At 62.6% G+C, this 15,451-nt stretch carries 12 protein-coding genes; 10 read left to right on the top strand and 2 right to left on the bottom strand.

Going from position 1 to position 15,451, the window contains the following annotated elements:
* Nucleotides 1-150, top strand: a 150-nt coding sequence (locus ACLRGI_RS14530) for an excalibur calcium-binding domain-containing protein (protein WP_419202396.1), incomplete at its 5' end; no start/stop codon positions are given.
* Between the two features lie 63 nt (nucleotides 151-213).
* On the opposite strand, the gene ACLRGI_RS14535 is transcribed toward ACLRGI_RS14530, so the two are convergent.
* Nucleotides 214-894, bottom strand: coding sequence for a GntR family transcriptional regulator (locus ACLRGI_RS14535; protein ID WP_419202335.1), 681 nt, complete (start codon nucleotides 892-894; stop codon nucleotides 214-216).
* 120 nt (nucleotides 895-1,014) lie between these two features.
* Here ACLRGI_RS14535 and purU point away from each other — a divergent pair, with 120 nt between their 5' ends.
* From purU to ACLRGI_RS14580, 9 genes are all read left to right on the top strand, one after another.
* Nucleotides 1,015-1,929, top strand: a complete 915-nt coding sequence (gene purU, locus ACLRGI_RS14540) for a formyltetrahydrofolate deformylase (RefSeq protein WP_419202336.1) — start codon at nucleotides 1,015-1,017, stop codon at nucleotides 1,927-1,929.
* 48 nt (nucleotides 1,930-1,977) lie between these two features.
* Nucleotides 1,978-4,470: a GcvT family protein gene (locus ACLRGI_RS14545; protein WP_419202337.1), complete on the top strand. Its 2,493-nt coding sequence runs from the start codon at nucleotides 1,978-1,980 to the stop codon at nucleotides 4,468-4,470.
* Between the two features lie 7 nt (nucleotides 4,471-4,477).
* A complete protein-coding gene (locus ACLRGI_RS14550) occupies nucleotides 4,478-5,104 on the top strand; it encodes a cyclodeaminase/cyclohydrolase family protein (protein ID WP_419202338.1) in 627 nt (208 codons plus the stop codon).
* Entirely contained in the window at nucleotides 5,101-5,985 is an 885-nt protein-coding gene (locus ACLRGI_RS14555; RefSeq protein ID WP_419202339.1) for a bifunctional 5,10-methylenetetrahydrofolate dehydrogenase/5,10-methenyltetrahydrofolate cyclohydrolase, read from the top strand. Before ACLRGI_RS14550 ends, ACLRGI_RS14555 begins: the two co-directional genes overlap by 4 nt.
* Nucleotides 5,986-5,995: 10 nt before the next feature.
* The gene (locus tag ACLRGI_RS14560; protein ID WP_419202340.1) at nucleotides 5,996-8,314 is read left to right on the top strand and encodes an FdhF/YdeP family oxidoreductase; all 2,319 of its coding nucleotides are present in this window, start codon (nucleotides 5,996-5,998) and stop codon (nucleotides 8,312-8,314) included.
* 143 nt (nucleotides 8,315-8,457) lie between these two features.
* Nucleotides 8,458-9,675 (top strand): formaldehyde dehydrogenase, glutathione-independent, encoded by a 1,218-nt coding sequence (fdhA, locus tag ACLRGI_RS14565; RefSeq protein WP_419202341.1) that lies wholly within the window; start codon nucleotides 8,458-8,460, stop codon nucleotides 9,673-9,675.
* A 114-nt stretch (nucleotides 9,676-9,789) separates the two neighbouring features.
* Complete coding sequence (locus ACLRGI_RS14570) at nucleotides 9,790-11,025, top strand: molybdopterin molybdotransferase MoeA (RefSeq protein ID WP_419202342.1); 1,236 nt, start codon at nucleotides 9,790-9,792, stop codon at nucleotides 11,023-11,025.
* A gap of 120 nt (nucleotides 11,026-11,145) precedes the next feature.
* Nucleotides 11,146-11,952, top strand: coding sequence for an IclR family transcriptional regulator (locus tag ACLRGI_RS14575; protein WP_419202343.1), 807 nt, complete (start codon nucleotides 11,146-11,148; stop codon nucleotides 11,950-11,952).
* A gap of 488 nt (nucleotides 11,953-12,440) precedes the next feature.
* Nucleotides 12,441-14,480: a BCCT family transporter gene (locus ACLRGI_RS14580; protein ID WP_419202344.1), complete on the top strand. Its 2,040-nt coding sequence runs from the start codon at nucleotides 12,441-12,443 to the stop codon at nucleotides 14,478-14,480.
* 82 nt (nucleotides 14,481-14,562) lie between these two features.
* Here the strand turns inward: ACLRGI_RS14580 and ACLRGI_RS14585 are convergent, their stop codons facing one another.
* A complete protein-coding gene (locus ACLRGI_RS14585) occupies nucleotides 14,563-15,243 on the bottom strand; it encodes a fasciclin domain-containing protein (protein WP_419202345.1) in 681 nt (226 codons plus the stop codon).
* Nucleotides 15,244-15,451: the final 208 nt, after the last annotated feature.

Here is a 15,451-nt window from a genome sequence, read left to right on the forward strand (position 1 = left end):
CCGGTTGCCCCAGCGCCGGTTGCCCCCGCACCTGCTTACTATGCCAATTGCGCCGCCGCCCGCGCCGCGGGTGCCGCACCCCTGTATGCGGGGCAGCCCGGATACCGTGCAGGCTTGGACCGCGACAATGACGGCGTCGCCTGCGAATAGGCGTACTCGAGGCTCCGAGCCTGATGCCCCTGCAGGCAACTGCGGGGGCATCGTCAGTTCAAGCTAGGCCGCGAAAAGCGCCTGACGCACAGCCTGCTCGAAGCCGCTGACGTGGACGCGGGCCAACTCAGCGGCTTTCTCCTCGTCGCCGTCAATGACGGCCCGCAGCAGGTCCAGGTGCTCGCGCACGTGGTGCTCAAGGTTCGGCAGTCGGTCCAGAACCATGCACCAGATCCGGGTGGCGAGGTTGTCATAGCGGATCAGGACGTCTTCGAGGTGCGGGTTCGCGGCCGCCGCGTAGATGCCCCGGTGAACGCTGGCGTCGAGCCGCAGGGTTTCAACCACCGACGCCGCGTTGACGTCAAAGTCCTCCACTGCGCGCATCACTTCACGCAGGTGTTCCTTGGTGGCAGCGGAAGCAACCCGCGCCGCCCTCGCAGCGGCAAGGGGTTCCAGCTGGGCCCGGATCTCGGAGATAAAGGCGAGGTCAGTTACTTCCACCCGGGTGGCAAACGTCCCCCGCCTCGGATAAGTAATGACCAGTCGATCCAGCTCCAGGCGCTTCAGGGCTTCACGCACCGGCGTCCGACCGATCTCCAGGTCCTTGGCCAATTGATCGTCGTTGAGGAGGTCGCCAGGTTTGATGTCCAGCATCAGCAGGCGATCCCGGAGCCGTTCATAGGCGACGTCGGCCAGAGACTTCTTAGCGTCTTCACCGGCGACTGCCAAAGTTCCAAAAGCCACAGCGCCATCCCCTTCCTCATAACCGGAAAATCTATTGACCTGCTCCAGGGACCAGTATACGCTGAATCCCAATCCTAATATATCAGTTCAGGACTCAAGAATATATCTAAAGGAGGCGACATGACCCTCATGGCGACAGATTCCCCCGTAAGCACCCAGACCAAGCCCGAAATGCTCAATGGCGAGCAGGCACAGAAGTTCGTACTCACATTGTCGTGCGTCGAACGCGCCGGAATCGTTCAGGCAGTCACCACCTTCCTGTTCGAGCGCGGTTTCAACATTGAAGAGCACCAGCAGTTCGACGACGGCCTCCGCCAGACACTGCACCTGCGGACTGCTTTCTCCGGCCCGCTGTCCTACTCTCCGGAGCGGCTCGAAGAGGAATTCAGTGCGATTGCTGACCGCTTCGACATGAAGTTCAGCTTCCATGACCAAACCAAGAAGCGGGTCCTGGTGATGGTGTCCAAGTTCGGCCACTGCCTGAATGACCTGATCTTCCGCTGGCGGGGCGGCAGCCTCGGCGGCGAGCTCGTGGCCGTTGCCTCCAACCATGAGACCCACCGCGCCATGGCCGAAGCCGCCGGCCTGCCCTTTATCTACATTCCCGTCACCCCGGATACCAAGGCGGAGGCCGAGCAGCGGCTTCTGGACCTGGTGGAAGAGTACAACGTGGATCTCGTGGTTCTCGCACGCTACATGCAGGTACTTTCAGACGATTTGTGCCGTGCCCTCGAAGGACGCGCCATCAACATCCACCACTCTTTCCTGCCGGGCTTCAAGGGCGCCCGCCCCTACCACCAGGCCTATGACCGCGGCGTGAAGCTTGTGGGTGCCACTGCCCATTACGTCACCACTGACCTGGACGAGGGGCCGATCATCGAGCAGGAAGTCATCCGCGTCGACCACAGCTACGGTCCCACCACACTCTCAACGGTGGGCCAGGATGCCGAAGCCCTGGCCTTGTCCCGCGCCGTCAGGTGGCACTGCGAACACCGTGTGCTGCTGGACCGGACCAGCACCGTGGTTTTCCGCTAAGTCACCCGCCGCCCCAGATCCCCACGAACTTCAGCAGGAGAAACCCCCATGGCATCCACGCCCCGCATTGTCATCATCGGAGCCGGAATCGTCGGCACCAACCTGGCCGACGAACTGGTCACCCGCGGTTGGAACAACATCACCGTCCTGGACCAAGGACCCCTGAACATGCCCGGTGGCTCCACGTCCCACGCCCCGGGCCTGGTTTTTCAGACCAACCCCTCAAAGTCCATGGCACTTTTCGCCAAGTACACCGTGGAAAAGCTGCTGTCCCTCACTGAAAACGGCCAAAGCTGCTTCAACCAGGTGGGCGGCCTTGAAGTTGCCACCACGGAGACACGCCTGGCTGATCTGAAGCGCAAGCTCGGCTACGCCCAGTCGTGGGGCATCGAGGGCAAGATCCTCTCCCGCGAAGAGTGCAAGGAGCTCTACCCGCTGATCAATGAGGAAGACATCCTCGGTGGCCTCCACGTTCCCACCGATGGCTTGGCCCTTGCAGCTCGCGCCGTGCAGTTGCTCATCAAGCGCACCGAGGCCGCCGGCGTGAAGTACATCGGCAACACCGAGGTGACTGGTATCGAACAGTCCAACCGCCGCGTGACCGGCGTCGAAACCGCCGACGGCGTGATCCCCGCGGACATCGTGGTTTCCTGCGCGGGTTTCTGGGGCGCCAAGGTGGGCGAGCTGATCGGGATGTCCGTTCCGCTCCTCCCGCTGGCACACCAGTACGTAAAAACGACGCCGGTTCCGGCCCAGAAGGGTAAGAACGAGCTCCCCAACGGCGCCCAACTGCCCATCCTGCGCCACCAGGACCAGGACCTCTACTACCGCGAACACGGCGACCGTTACGGCATTGGCTCCTACGCCCACCGCCCCATGCCCGTGGACCTGGACGAGTTGGGGAGCTACGAGCCCAGCAGCATCAGCGAACACAACATGCCTTCCCGCCTGGACTTCACCCTGGAAGACTTCCTCCCCGCGTGGGAGGCAAGCAAGCAGATCCTGCCGGCACTGCGTGAAAGCGAAATCGAGGATGGCTTCAACGGCATCTTCTCCTTCACTCCTGACGGCGGTTCGCTGGTGGGCGAGTCCAAAGAAGTGGACGGCTTCTTCGTGGCCGAGGCTGTGTGGGTTACGCACTCCGCAGGCATCGCCCGTGCCGTGGCAGAGCTGCTGACCACCGGCAAGTCCCACATTGACCTGGGCGACTGCGATATCCACCGCTTCGAAGAGGTCCAACTGACTCCCGAATACGTCAGTGAGACCTCCCAGCAGAACTTCGTGGAAATCTACGATGTGATGCACCCGCTCCAGCCCAAGCTTTCGCCACGCAACCTTCGCGTCAGCCCCTTCCACGCCCGGCACAAGCAATTGGGCGGCTACTTCCTCGAAGGCGCCGGCTGGGAACGCCCGTACTGGTTCGAAGCCAACGCTGAACTCCTCAAGGAAATGCCGGACGACTGGCAGCCACCGGCGCGTGACGCCTGGTCCGGCATGTTCAGCTCCCCCATTGCCGCAGCTGAGGCGTGGAAGACCCGTACAGCAGTGGCCATGTACGACATGACGCCGCTGAAACGCCTTGAGGTTTCCGGCCCGGGGGCCCTCAAACTCCTGCAGGAACTGACCACCGGAGACCTCAACAAAAAGCCCGGCGCAGTGACCTACACTCTGCTCCTGGACGAGGCCGGTGGCGTCCGAAGCGACATCACGGTGGCCCGCCTCAGCGAGGACACCTTCCAGCTCGGCGCGAACGGCAACATTGACACCGCCTACTTTGAGCGCGCAGCCCGGCACCAGACCGAAAACGGAAGCGCCGGAGACTGGGTCCAGGTCCGAGACACCACGGGCGGCACCTGCTGCATCGGCCTGTGGGGCCCGCTGGCCCGCGACCTCATCAGCACGGTCAGCAGCGATGACTTCAGCAATGACGGCCTGAAGTACTTCCGTTCCAAGAAGGTCACCATCGGGGGTGTCACCGTCACCGCCATGCGGCTGTCCTATGTGGGCGAACTCGGCTGGGAGCTCTACGCCAGCGCCGACAATGGGCAGCGCCTCTGGGACGCCTTGTGGAAGGCCGGCCAGCCGTTCGGCGTGATCGCGGCAGGCCGCGCAGCCTTCAGCTCGCTGCGACTGGAAAAGGGCTACCGCTCCTGGGGCACGGACATGACCACCGAGCACGATCCCTACGAGGCCGGCCTTGGCTTTGCCGTGAAAATGGCCAAGGAGAACTTCGTCGGCAAGGCCGCTTTGGAAGGCCGCACGGAGGAAGGCTCCGCCCGCCGCCTGCGCTGCTTGACGGTGGACGACGGCAGGAGCCTGGTGCTGGGCAAGGAACCGGTGTTCTATAAGGACCAGGCCGTGGGTTACGTCACCAGCGCCGCCTACGGTTACTCGGTCCGGAAGCCTATTGCCTACGCCTACCTGCCCTCTGCAGTGTCCCTCGGAGACTCCGTGGAAATTGAATACTTCGGACGCCGCATCCAAGCCACCGTGACCGAAGATCCGCTGTACGACCCCACCATGAGCCGGCTCCGGGGCTAGCACTCACATGATCAGTTCAGAAACCATCAGTGAGTATCTCTCCAGGCTCGCTTCACGTCAGCCCACCCCGGGTGGAGGCGCGGCCGCAGCCCTGCATGCCGCCCAGGGTGCTGCCTTGGTAGCCATGGTTGCCAGGTACACCACCGGAGCAAAATATGAGGAACATTCCGCGCTGGTCACCCGGATCACCAGCGCAGCCGATCACCTGATCGTGGAGGCGTTGCGACTCGCGGACGCCGACGAACACGCCTTCCAGTCCGTCATCGACTCCTACAAGCTCCCCTCCGAAACCGACGAGCTCAAGTCATTAAAGACAGCTGCCATCCAGGACGCCCTGGTCCAGGCCGCCCATACTCCAGCGCAGCTCATTAAGGTTGCCGGGGAGGTGGTGGAACTGGCTACGGAGCTCTTTGGCGTGGCCAATCCCAATGTCATCAGCGACGTCGCAGCGGCCGCGGATGCCGCCCGTGCCGCCGCCACCACTGCCCGGGTCAACATCGACATCAACGTCGTCGCCATCAAACACGGCGAAGCGCGTTCCCGCTTGGCGGAGCAGACGGACGGGATTGAAGACAAGGTGGTCCTGGCAGCGGACTCTTTGGTGAAGCGTGTACGCGAAAGGATCCTCGCATGAACACTGCAGTGCTTTCCGGCAAGGAACTGGCCGGCGTTATCCAGCAGCGGGCCCGGGATGAGGCCCGCATCCTCCGCTCCGAGGGGTTGGGGACCACGCTGGCGGTTGTTGTCGCCACGGAGGACGAAGCAACCCATTGGTATGTCCGTTCGATCGAGCGCGCAGCTGAACGGGCAGGGATCGGATGCCGGCTTGTGGATCTTGGGGCGAACGCCGGCCAAGCAATGCTGGCGCATGTCATCGAAGACTTGAGCGCTGAGCCAGCCGTGCACGGCATCATCCTCCAAACACCCCTGCCCGCCGGCGTCCGGGCTGACACCCTGGTGGGGCTCATCGCTCCGGAGAAGGATGTCGACGGCGCCAATCCCCTCAGCCTTGGCCGCTTGGCTGTGGGACAGCCCGCCTTCGCACCAGCGACTGCCCGGGCCGTGGTGGAACTGCTGGACCACTTCGAGGTGCCCGTCGCGGGACGGAACGTAGCCGTCGTCGGGCGTTCCACAGTGGTGGGAAAACCGCTGTCCCTGCTCCTCCTCGAACGGGATGCGACCGTCACCATCTGCCATTCCAAGTCAGGCGCGCTGGAACGCTACACCCGGCTGGCCGACATCGTGGTTGTTGCTGCCGGGCGGACCGGACTGCTGAAGGGCAGCCACGTCTCGCATGAAGCGGTAGTGATCGACGTCGGCACGAACGTCCTTCCCGACGGTTCCCTGGTGGGAGATGTTGACGAAGCCAGCGTCACCGGAGTGGCTGCCGGGCTGAGTCCGGTTCCTGGCGGCGTCGGGTCGGTGACCACCGCGCTCCTGCTCCTGCACACTGTGGAAGCGGCGCGTCAGCACTCCCCCGCTGCCCTGCTGGCTGCTTCCACCTCCCGGATCTGAAGGGTTTCCCATGCATGCCAAAGCTCCGCGCGAGAACATTGATGAGTCGAAGCTGACAGTCAGCAAACCGAAAACCAAGGCTGTGGGCATCCCCGCTGTTGCCAACGCCTTGAAGATTTCGTTGGAACAGATGGGTCCGGTACGCAGCGTCCAGACCCTGCTTGCGGTGAATCAGCTGGACGGGTTCGACTGCATGGGATGCGCCTGGCCCGAACACGAGAAACGCAATGCGGCGGAGTTCTGCGAGAACGGCGCCAAGGCCGTGGCAGAGGAAGCCACGCGCCGCCGCGTCACGCCCGAGTTCTTCGCTCAGCATTCCGTTGCCGATCTCAAGACCCGCGACGACTTTTGGCTGGGCCAGCAAGGGCGTCTGACGCACCCGATGTTCCTTGATGAAGGCGCTACGCACTACAGGGCCATTGACTGGGAGGAAGCGTATGACCTCATGGCCGAGGAACTGCGAAGCATGGAACACCCGGACCAAGCGGTCTTCTACACCTCGGGTCGTACCTCCAATGAAGCAGCTTTCGTGTACCAGCTCCTGGTTCGCGGCCTGGGTACCAACAACCTTCCGGACTGCTCCAACATGTGCCACGAGTCCTCCGGCTCCGCGCTGGTGGAAACCATCGGCATCGGCAAGGGTTCTGTCAGCCTGACCGACCTGGAAACGGCGTCGCTGATCTTCGTGGCCGGGCAGAATCCCGGCACCAACCACCCCCGCATGCTCAGCGCGCTGGAGAAGGCGAAGAAAAACGGCGCGGTCATTGTGTCCGTCAACCCCCTTCCTGAGGCCGGGCTCCTGCACTTTGAGAACCCGCAGCATGTAGCCGGGATGATCCAGGGCACCCAACTGACGGACGATTTCCTGCAGATCCGCGCAGGCGGAGACCAGGCCCTCTTCCAGGGCCTGGGCAAATACCTGCTGGAAGCCGAAGCTGCGGGACGCAACACTCCTGGCCTGGAAACAGTCCTGGACCACAACTTCATCGAGAACCACACGGTGGGCATCGACGACTACCTGCGCTACCTGGAAAAGGTGGAATGGGATGACATTGTGGAGGCAACGGGCCTGACGTTGGAGCAGATTCATGCAACCGGTGAGCGGATGCTCGCGTCCAGTGCCACCATTGTGTGTTGGGCCATGGGGCTGACCCAGCACAAACACTCCGTACCCACCCTCCGCGACGTAGTTAATGTCCTGCTCCTGCAGGGCAACATCGGCAAGCCCGGCGCCGGCGTCTGTCCCGTGCGCGGCCACTCCAACGTCCAAGGCGACCGCACCATGGGCATCTTCGAAAAGATGCCGGAAACCTTCCACGATCGGCTGGACCAGGAATTCGAGTTCCGCTCTCCCCGCGAGCACGGCTTCGACACCGTGGCTGCCATCCGCGCCATGCGGGACGGAAAGGTACGTTTCTTCATGGGAATGGGAGGCAACTTCGTCCGAGCCGCCCCTGACTCAGAGGTCACCGAACATGCCTTGGCCAACACCCGGTTGAGCGTCCAGATCTCCACGAAACTGAACCACTCTCACTTGTCCACAGGCCGCCGGGCGTTGATCCTGCCTACCCTGGGACGCACCGAGAAGGATACGCAGCGTACCGGCGACCAGCGGGTCACCGTGGAAGATTCCATGAGCGCCGTCCATGCCTCACGTGGGCGCCTCAAGCCTGCAAGTGAACACCTTCACTCCGAGGTGGCCATTGTCTGCAACCTTGCAGACAGGTTGTTCAAAGACGGCCACCAACGCCTGCCCAATACCCCGCAGGCTTCCTGGTTGGCCATGAGGGACGACTACTCGCTGATCCGTCAGCACATCGAAGCGGTGTTTGACGGCTTTGAGGACTTCGAACAACGGATCCAACATCCTGGCGGGTTTGTGCTCCCCCACCCGCCCCGTGATGCGAGGAAGTTTGACACGGCGTCCGGGAAAGCACATTTCACGGGCAACGAGTTGGAGTTCATCAAGATCCCGCCCGGTCGCCTGGTCCTCCAAACCCTGCGCTCACACGACCAGTACAACACCACCATCTACGGCAAGGATGACCGCTACCGCGGAATCCATGGTGGTCGGCGCGTGGTGCTCATCAACGCTGAGGACATCACCGAACTCGGATTTGACGACGGCGACATGGTCCACCTGATCTCCGAGTTCGAAGGAACGGAGAGGCGGGCCGAGAACTTCCGCATCGTGTCCTACTCCACGCCCAAGGGGTGCGCCGCCGCGTACTACCCGGAAACCAACGTCCTGGTGCCCCTTGATTCCGTAGCAGATACCAGCGGAACGCCCACCTCAAAGTCGGTGATCATCCGCTTGGAAAAAGCCTAGGTCCCAACAGAGTTCCAACCAGCCCAATGGTCCGTGAAAGGTGCTTCGGTGCCTGAAACCTGGGGAGGTATTTCCTCATCGAAGCACCGCTTTCGGATCATTGGGCCGCATGTTCAGCAACAGCCAAAGAATAGGGAGTGACCATGTCAGGAAACAGAGCAGTCGCCTACAAGGAACCCGGTGTCGTCGAAATCATCGACACTGACTACCCAACGTTTGAGCTCCAAGACGGACCAGGTGTCAACCCCGCCAACGTGGGACGCAAGGTCCCGCACGGCGCGATCCTACGGACCGTGACCACCAACATTTGCGGTTCGGACCAGCACATGGTCCGCGGCCGAACCACAGCCCCGAAGGACCTGGTCCTCGGCCACGAAATCACCGGCGAAGTGGTGGAGGTGGGACCCGACGTCGAATTCATCAAGGTGGGCGACATCGTGTCCGTGCCTTTCAACATTTCCTGTGGACGTTGCCGGAACTGCAAGGAACAAAAGACCGGCATCTGCCTCAACGTCAACCCTGACCGCCCGGGCAGCGCCTACGGCTACGTGGACATGGGAGGCTGGGTGGGCGGACAGGCAGAGTATGTGCTGGTTCCCTACGCCGACTGGAACCTGCTGCGCTTCCCCGACCGCGATCAGGCGTTGGAAAAGATCATGGACCTGACCATGCTCTCGGACATTTTCCCCACAGGATTCCACGGTGCCGTCACTGCCGGCGTGGGCGTGGGCTCCACCGTCTACGTTGCAGGTGCCGGGCCCGTTGGCCTCGCCGCTGCCGTGGGCGCCCAACTGTTGGGGGCCGCCGTCGTGATTGTGGGCGACATGAACGAGGACCGCCTGGCGCAGGCGCGTTCCTTCGGCTGCGAGACCGTCAATGTGTCCAACGGCGACCCCAAGGAGCAGATCGAACAGCTCCTCGGAGTTCCGGAAGTGGACTGCGGCGTTGACGCCGTTGGCTTCGAAGCGCGCGGCCACGGCAAGGACGCCTCCCACGAGGCTCCGGCCACCGTGCTGAACTCGCTCATGGACATTACGGCCGCCGGCGGATCCCTGGGCATCCCGGGCCTCTACGTGACGGGCGATCCGGGCGGAATCGACGAGGCTGCCAAGCATGGTTCCCTCTCGCTTTCGCTGGGCACCGGCTGGGCCAAGTCCCTGTCATTCACCACGGGGCAGTGCCCGGTCATGAAGTACAACCGTCAGCTGATGATGGCCATCCTCCATGACAAGGTCCAGATCGCCAAGGCAGTCAACGCCACGGCCATACCGCTCGAGGACGCTCCGCGCGGCTACGCCGAATTCGACGCCGGAGCGGCAACAAAGTTCGTACTGAACCCCAACGGTTACGTGAAGGCCTAATACAGTACGCATCAACTGATACCGGGGACTGCGCGGCGCGATGTACGGGAAGGCCGGGCAGTCCCCGGTATCTATGCCACACACCAGAAGCACTACCTCAGGAATCGGAAATCCATGCTGGCCCAAGCCACCCACACCGCCGCTGCCCTCCGCCGGAAGCATGCACCCACCTGGGCCGAAGCCCGGCAGCTGGCCTATCACTGCGCGGGGCCCCTTCCGTCCTCGAACGCCTCCCTCGCCCAAGCCATAGGGAGCACCCTTACCAGCGCCGTCACCGCGCCATGGAACCTGCCCCATTACGCGTCGTCAGCCATGGACGGCTGGGCCATCCACGGCAGCGGCACCGGCAATGGCACCGGACCGTGGAAGCTGACGACGGCGGGGCCTCCGCTCGCCGCCGGTGAAGCGTGCGTTATTGCCACCGGAGGCCTCGTCCCCGCCGGAGCCACAGCAATCCTGCGCAAGGAAAGCGGGCACGTCTCCGGGGACGGATACCTCATGCTCAGGGACGATGCGAAGGCAGGTGAGACACTCCCTGGCCGGCACATTCGTCCAGCCGGAGAAGAAGCCCGGGCTGGCGATGTCCTCATACCCGCCGGCACCCTCCTTAACCCGGCGCACATAGCCCTGGCCGCTGTAGCAGGCCACGACTACGTACACATACAGCGCAAGCCGAGGGTCGCCGTCGTACTTACCGGCTCGGAAGTGGTGACCTCAGGCGAGCCGGCACCGGGACAGGTCCGGGATGTGTTCGGCCCGCAACTGGATGCCGTGATTACACAGTTGGGCGGGCAACCCGGCGGTCATGTCAGGATTGGCGACTCCTTTGAAGAGTGGATGGCGGCGCTGGGTGGCGTTCCTGAAAGGACACCGCGGGATGTAACGATCACCACCGGCGGAACGGGAAAGTCCGGGACAGATCACTTCCGTAACGCGATTAGCTCGCTCGGCGGCCGGCTCTTCGTGGACGAAATAGCCATGCGGCCAGGGCATCCGGCGGTGTTGGCAGAACTTCCCGGCGGACGTTTCGTGATCGGACTGCCGGGAAATCCGCTGGCGGCGATGATGGCGCTGATGACCCTTGGCGAACCCTTGCTGGCTGCCCTGGGACACCGGCCCCTCCAAGAAACCGTCCTGATGACATCCGGAGCCGACATTGATCCCGATCCTGGGCGTACCCGCCTCATACCTTGCACCTGTGTCCACGACCTCGCGTTGCCCGCCTCCCACACTGGTCCCGGGATGATGCGCGGGCTTGCCTGGGCAGACGGATACATGGCAGTTCCCCCTGAAGGCGTCGTGGCAGGGGCGCCGGTGCCCGTCCTTCCCCTGCCATGGACTAACCATTAAACGAGTCCCCCCGTTGTGAAAGGGTCCGTGCAAAACTCCGTCTAGGATGAGGAAAGACGAGAGTGCAGGCCGAACAGGGCTCCCAGCTCAGGGCCTGCCTGGACAATGACACGAGGCACCATGGCCGCACGTAACAACCCGGACATCGACAAGGACGTAGACGCCCAAGGCGGCGGCGTCCAATCCGTGGACCGTGCACTGCAGATCCTGGAAATCCTGGCCCGTAAAGGCGATGCCGGTGTGAGCGAAATCGCCGAGGAAATGGGCGTCCACAAGTCCACTGTGTCCAGGTTGGTGGGTTCCTTGGTCAACCGCGACATCGTGAGGCAGAACAGTGAACGCGGCAAGTACCAGCTGGGTTTCGGAATACTCCGCCTGGCGTCTTCCATCCCTGGCCGACTGAGCGTGGTTCATGAGGCGCGTCCGGTTTTGGAGACGCTGGCCACCGAATACAAGGAGACCGTTAACCTGGCCGTTCTGCGGTCAAACTATGCCGTGAACGTGGACCAGGCGATGGGACCCTCAACGCTGGCTACCTACGACTGGGTGGGCAGCCTGACGCCGTTGCATGCCACATCCAGCGGCAAGGTCCTTCTGGCCGCGCTGACCGCCGATGAAAGAACCCAGGTCCTCAAGACGGTGGGCCTTCCCGCCCGGACACCGCGTACGGTGACAAACCGTGAAGAGCTGGAAAAACAGTTGCTCGATGTTGCCCGCAAGGGATACGCCACGGTCCACGAAGAGTTCGAGATCGGCCTCGCCGCGATCGCCGTGCCCATCTTTAACCACTCGGGCAGCGTCATCGCCGCCGTCAGCATCTCCGGACCGGCGTTCCGCTTCTCACCCGAGGACCAGCCCGGGCTTATCGACGGCCTCCGCGAGGCCGGGCTGACCATTAGCGCCCGCATGGGTTACAGGCACCGCTAGGGCGTGTCTCCTTATTGGCCTAGCCAGATGAGAACGGATTAGTAATTCAGCGAGTCCCCCTGTGTTGCGGGGCAGGTTCGTTCCGCGCTGGTGGGCACGGTTGGTTGTCAAGTCCACACTGTCTGCCACGGGCCGAACTGCTCCAAGGCCCTTCACACAGTGGTGATGCTTAAAGCCAATTGATATATCAAATTACTGTCAAAGAGCGGAAACGCCTTGACTTTGAGTGTGACGGAGCGCACTCTGTTGCTTAGCGCGAATGTTGTTGATTCATGCGGAACGCCTTTTAGGCTCCACGAGCCGAGCGTTCAACCAACCCGTCCGACCAAAGAGGTGCACCATGAAACTGCCCGTCCACGCTCAGGCAGCGAAGATCGGGGACAGCAGAATCATGGTCAGCGGGGGAAGCCCCAACCTTTCCTTCGGCCTCATCTTCCAGGGCCATGTATAAACGCAAACCCATGACTCGCCGAGCAAAGGACCCGCTCATGGCTATAAACAGCGACACAAAACCTTTAACACCCGAGGAGTTACCTGCCGACGATCGCTTGGCGGGTGCTTCAGCAGCAGCCAGTTCCACCAAAGCAAGCAGCCCTGCCCACGCGGAGAACCCTGAGGGAATCATCAGGGTCTCCCCCGACGACATCAACTTGGCCGCCCTCGACGCTGAGGACGGAGGCGCAGAGAGCCTTCCTGATTCTGAAGAATATGAACAGATCATGGAAGAGCTGCGCCACGCCAAGACCGAGCAGGCCGTTTCGGCCCGCCGGAACCGCAAACTTACCCTCGACAAAGTCACCTTCGGGATCACGGGCGCCATCGCCGTCGCCTTCGTGGTCTGGGGATTTGTCGGACGGGACAGCCTGTCGGATACCTCCAAAGGCGCCCTGAACTGGGTTATGGAGTACACCGGCTGGCTCTTCATGGTCCTCGCTTCATTGTTCGTCGTCTTCGTCCTGTGGCTTGCCCTCGGCAAGTTTGGCAACATCCCGCTGGGCAAAGACGGCGAGAAGCCCGAGTTCCGGACCATATCCTGGGTGGCCATGATGTTCGCCGCCGGCATGGGTATCGGGCTCATGTTCTACGGCGTGGCCGAACCGCTGTACAACTACATATCACCGCCGCCGGGCACCGTGGATGGACGCACACCGGCAGCCATCCAGACGGCCATGGCCACGTCCATCTTCCACTGGACCCTGCACCCTTGGGCCATGTACGCAGTAGTCGGCATCGCCATGGCCTATGGCACCTACCGCTTGGGCCGCAAGCAGCTGATCTCCGCGGCCTTCACGTCGCTGTTTGGCATTCGAATGGTCGAAGGTCCGCTGGGGAAGTTCATCAACATCCTGGCCATCTTCGCCACGCTCTTCGGGACTGCCGCTTCGCTGGGCCTCGGTGCCCTCCAAATCGGCAGCGGTATGACCTCCAACGGTTGGCTCGGTGAAATCGGCACTCCGGTGCTGGTGGTGATCGTGGCCATCCTGACCTTCTGCTTCGTGGCATCGGCGGTCTCCGGGATCAGCCGCGGCATCCAGTGGCTCTCCAACATCAACATGGTCCTGGCAGTTGTTCTGGCCCTCATCGTGTTCGTGGCCGGACCTACCCTCTTCATCCTCAACCTGATCCCCTCTGCCGTTGGTGCCTACGCCCGCGACTTGGCTGAAATGGCATCCCGGACAGAAGCTGTGGGAGACGAATCCCTGCGTAGCTGGATGACCAGCTGGACCATCTTCTACTGGGCTTGGTGGATCTCATGGACGCCCTTCGTCGGGATGTTCATCGCCCGCATCAGCCGTGGGCGCACCATCCGACAGTTCGTCACCGGCGTCCTGCTGGTGCCCAGCGTTGTCAGCGTCATCTGGTTCGGCATCTTCGGCGGCGCCGCTTTCAAGGTCCAGCAAGAGGCAGACAAGGCCGGCACGCCCGGGCTTGTGACCATGGTGGACGGCGCACCCTCCATCAACTTCGATGGTGCCCTCTTCGACCTCGTGAAGAACCTGGGCATGCCTGGCTGGCTTACGGCAGCTGTCATCGTCCTGGCCATGGTCCTGGTGGCGATCTTCTTCGTCACGGGCGCCGACGCCGCATCCATCGTCATGGGATCGCTTAGCTCCAACGGAGCCGAGCACCCGCGTCGAGGAGTGGTGATCTTCTGGGGAAGCCTCACGGGCGCAGTGGCAGCGGTCATGCTGCTTGCTGGCGGCGATAAACCATCGGAAGCCTTGTCGGGCCTGCAAAGAGTAACCATCGTGGCAGCCCTGCCTTTCGTGGTCGTCATGCTGCTGCTCTGTTTTGCATTGGTCAAGGACCTTCGCCGGGACCCGCTCCAGTTGCACAAGCGCTTGGCCACTTCGGTGGTGGAACGAGCCATCCGAACGGGCGTTGAGCAACATGGCGGCATTCAGTTCGACCTCGTCACCAAACACGACCGCGCCGAACAGTGCACGGACTCCGATTGCGCCGGGGGAACACCCACAGGGAGCATACCGATCCCTGAGACCCCCCGTTCGGGGACAGCCGACAGGTAGCCGTACGCTAGCAGCCACACAACAACGCAGGCGCCGGGGTTCCGGAGCCTGCGTTGTTGTTAATGCTGGTGGAGGCTAAGGCCTATTTGGGCATCAGCACCGAGTCGATCAGGTAAACCGTGGCGTTAGCGGTCTGAACGCCGCCGCAGATCACGTTGGAAGCTCCGTTAACCGTGAGGGCATCCTTGGTGCCGCCAACCGTCACTTCGCCACCCTGGACAGTCTTGTGGGTGCCGACGATCTGGTCCGGGGTCAGCTGGCCGGGGACTACGTGGTAGGTGAGAATTTTGCTCAGCAGGGCATCGTCCGTCTTGAGCGTCTCGATTGTGGCGGGGTCAATCTTGGCGAAGGCATCGTCAACCGGTGCGAACACCGTGAATTCGCTGCCGTTCAGGGTGGAAACCAGGTCAACCTTGGGGTTGAGTTTGCCCGAGACGGCGGCGGTCAGGGTCTTGAGCAGCGGGTTGTTCGATGCTGCTACGGCTACCGGGTCCTGGGCCATGCCCATTACCGAGCCGGCACCGTCCGGAACCTGTGCCGCGTAACCGGCGCAGCCGGGGCCAACCAGGTTGGCGGCCGGATCCATTGCGGCGGAGCTCATGGCAGAAGCCGACGGCGACGGTGCCGCCATGGAGGTTTCCGGGGCGGCAGAGGAAGCAGCCGGTGTGCTGGAGGTGCTGGTACCACCACAGGCAGTGAGACCGAGAAGGGCGGCTGCAGTGAGGCCAACGAAGGCGAGGGCGGGGCGCTTTGTGGACAACATGTCATTCTCCTTGTTTTTGGAACCAGGGCGTTGGGTCCAGTTGGTGGTGGGACACGGGCTGAAAGTGATGCTGTTTGCTTCACCGGCGGTTTGTGTCTCACCAGCTATTCGGAGGTTGGCGCGGGGTGGATGGGTCCGGATTGAAAAAGTTTTTAAAAACTTCGAGATCCGCCCCGCCGTGCCCCTTGTCCAGCGTCCACTCCCCCTT

It is taken from the genome of Paenarthrobacter sp. PPS72 (assembly GCF_048537125.1).
Classification (GTDB): domain Bacteria; phylum Actinomycetota; class Actinomycetes; order Actinomycetales; family Micrococcaceae; genus Arthrobacter; species Arthrobacter nitroguajacolicus_E.

Excerpts from the sequence above, each read along its gene's own strand:
- ACLRGI_RS14585 (WP_419202345.1), bottom strand. The coding sequence starts at position 15,243 with ATGTTGTCCACAAAGCGCCCCGCCCTCGCCTTCGTTGGCCTCACTGCA.
- ACLRGI_RS14580 (WP_419202344.1), top strand. The coding sequence starts at position 12,441 with ATGGCTATAAACAGCGACACAAAACCTTTAACACCCGAGGAGTTACCT.
- ACLRGI_RS14560 (WP_419202340.1), top strand. The coding sequence starts at position 5,996 with ATGCATGCCAAAGCTCCGCGCGAGAACATTGATGAGTCGAAGCTGACA.
- ACLRGI_RS14545 (WP_419202337.1), top strand. The coding sequence starts at position 1,978 with ATGGCATCCACGCCCCGCATTGTCATCATCGGAGCCGGAATCGTCGGC.
- purU (WP_419202336.1), top strand. The coding sequence starts at position 1,015 with ATGACCCTCATGGCGACAGATTCCCCCGTAAGCACCCAGACCAAGCCC.
- ACLRGI_RS14555 (WP_419202339.1), top strand. The coding sequence starts at position 5,101 with ATGAACACTGCAGTGCTTTCCGGCAAGGAACTGGCCGGCGTTATCCAG.
- ACLRGI_RS14550 (WP_419202338.1), top strand. The coding sequence starts at position 4,478 with ATGATCAGTTCAGAAACCATCAGTGAGTATCTCTCCAGGCTCGCTTCA.
- ACLRGI_RS14575 (WP_419202343.1), top strand. The coding sequence starts at position 11,146 with ATGGCCGCACGTAACAACCCGGACATCGACAAGGACGTAGACGCCCAA.
- ACLRGI_RS14570 (WP_419202342.1), top strand. The coding sequence starts at position 9,790 with ATGCTGGCCCAAGCCACCCACACCGCCGCTGCCCTCCGCCGGAAGCAT.
- fdhA (WP_419202341.1), top strand. The coding sequence starts at position 8,458 with ATGTCAGGAAACAGAGCAGTCGCCTACAAGGAACCCGGTGTCGTCGAA.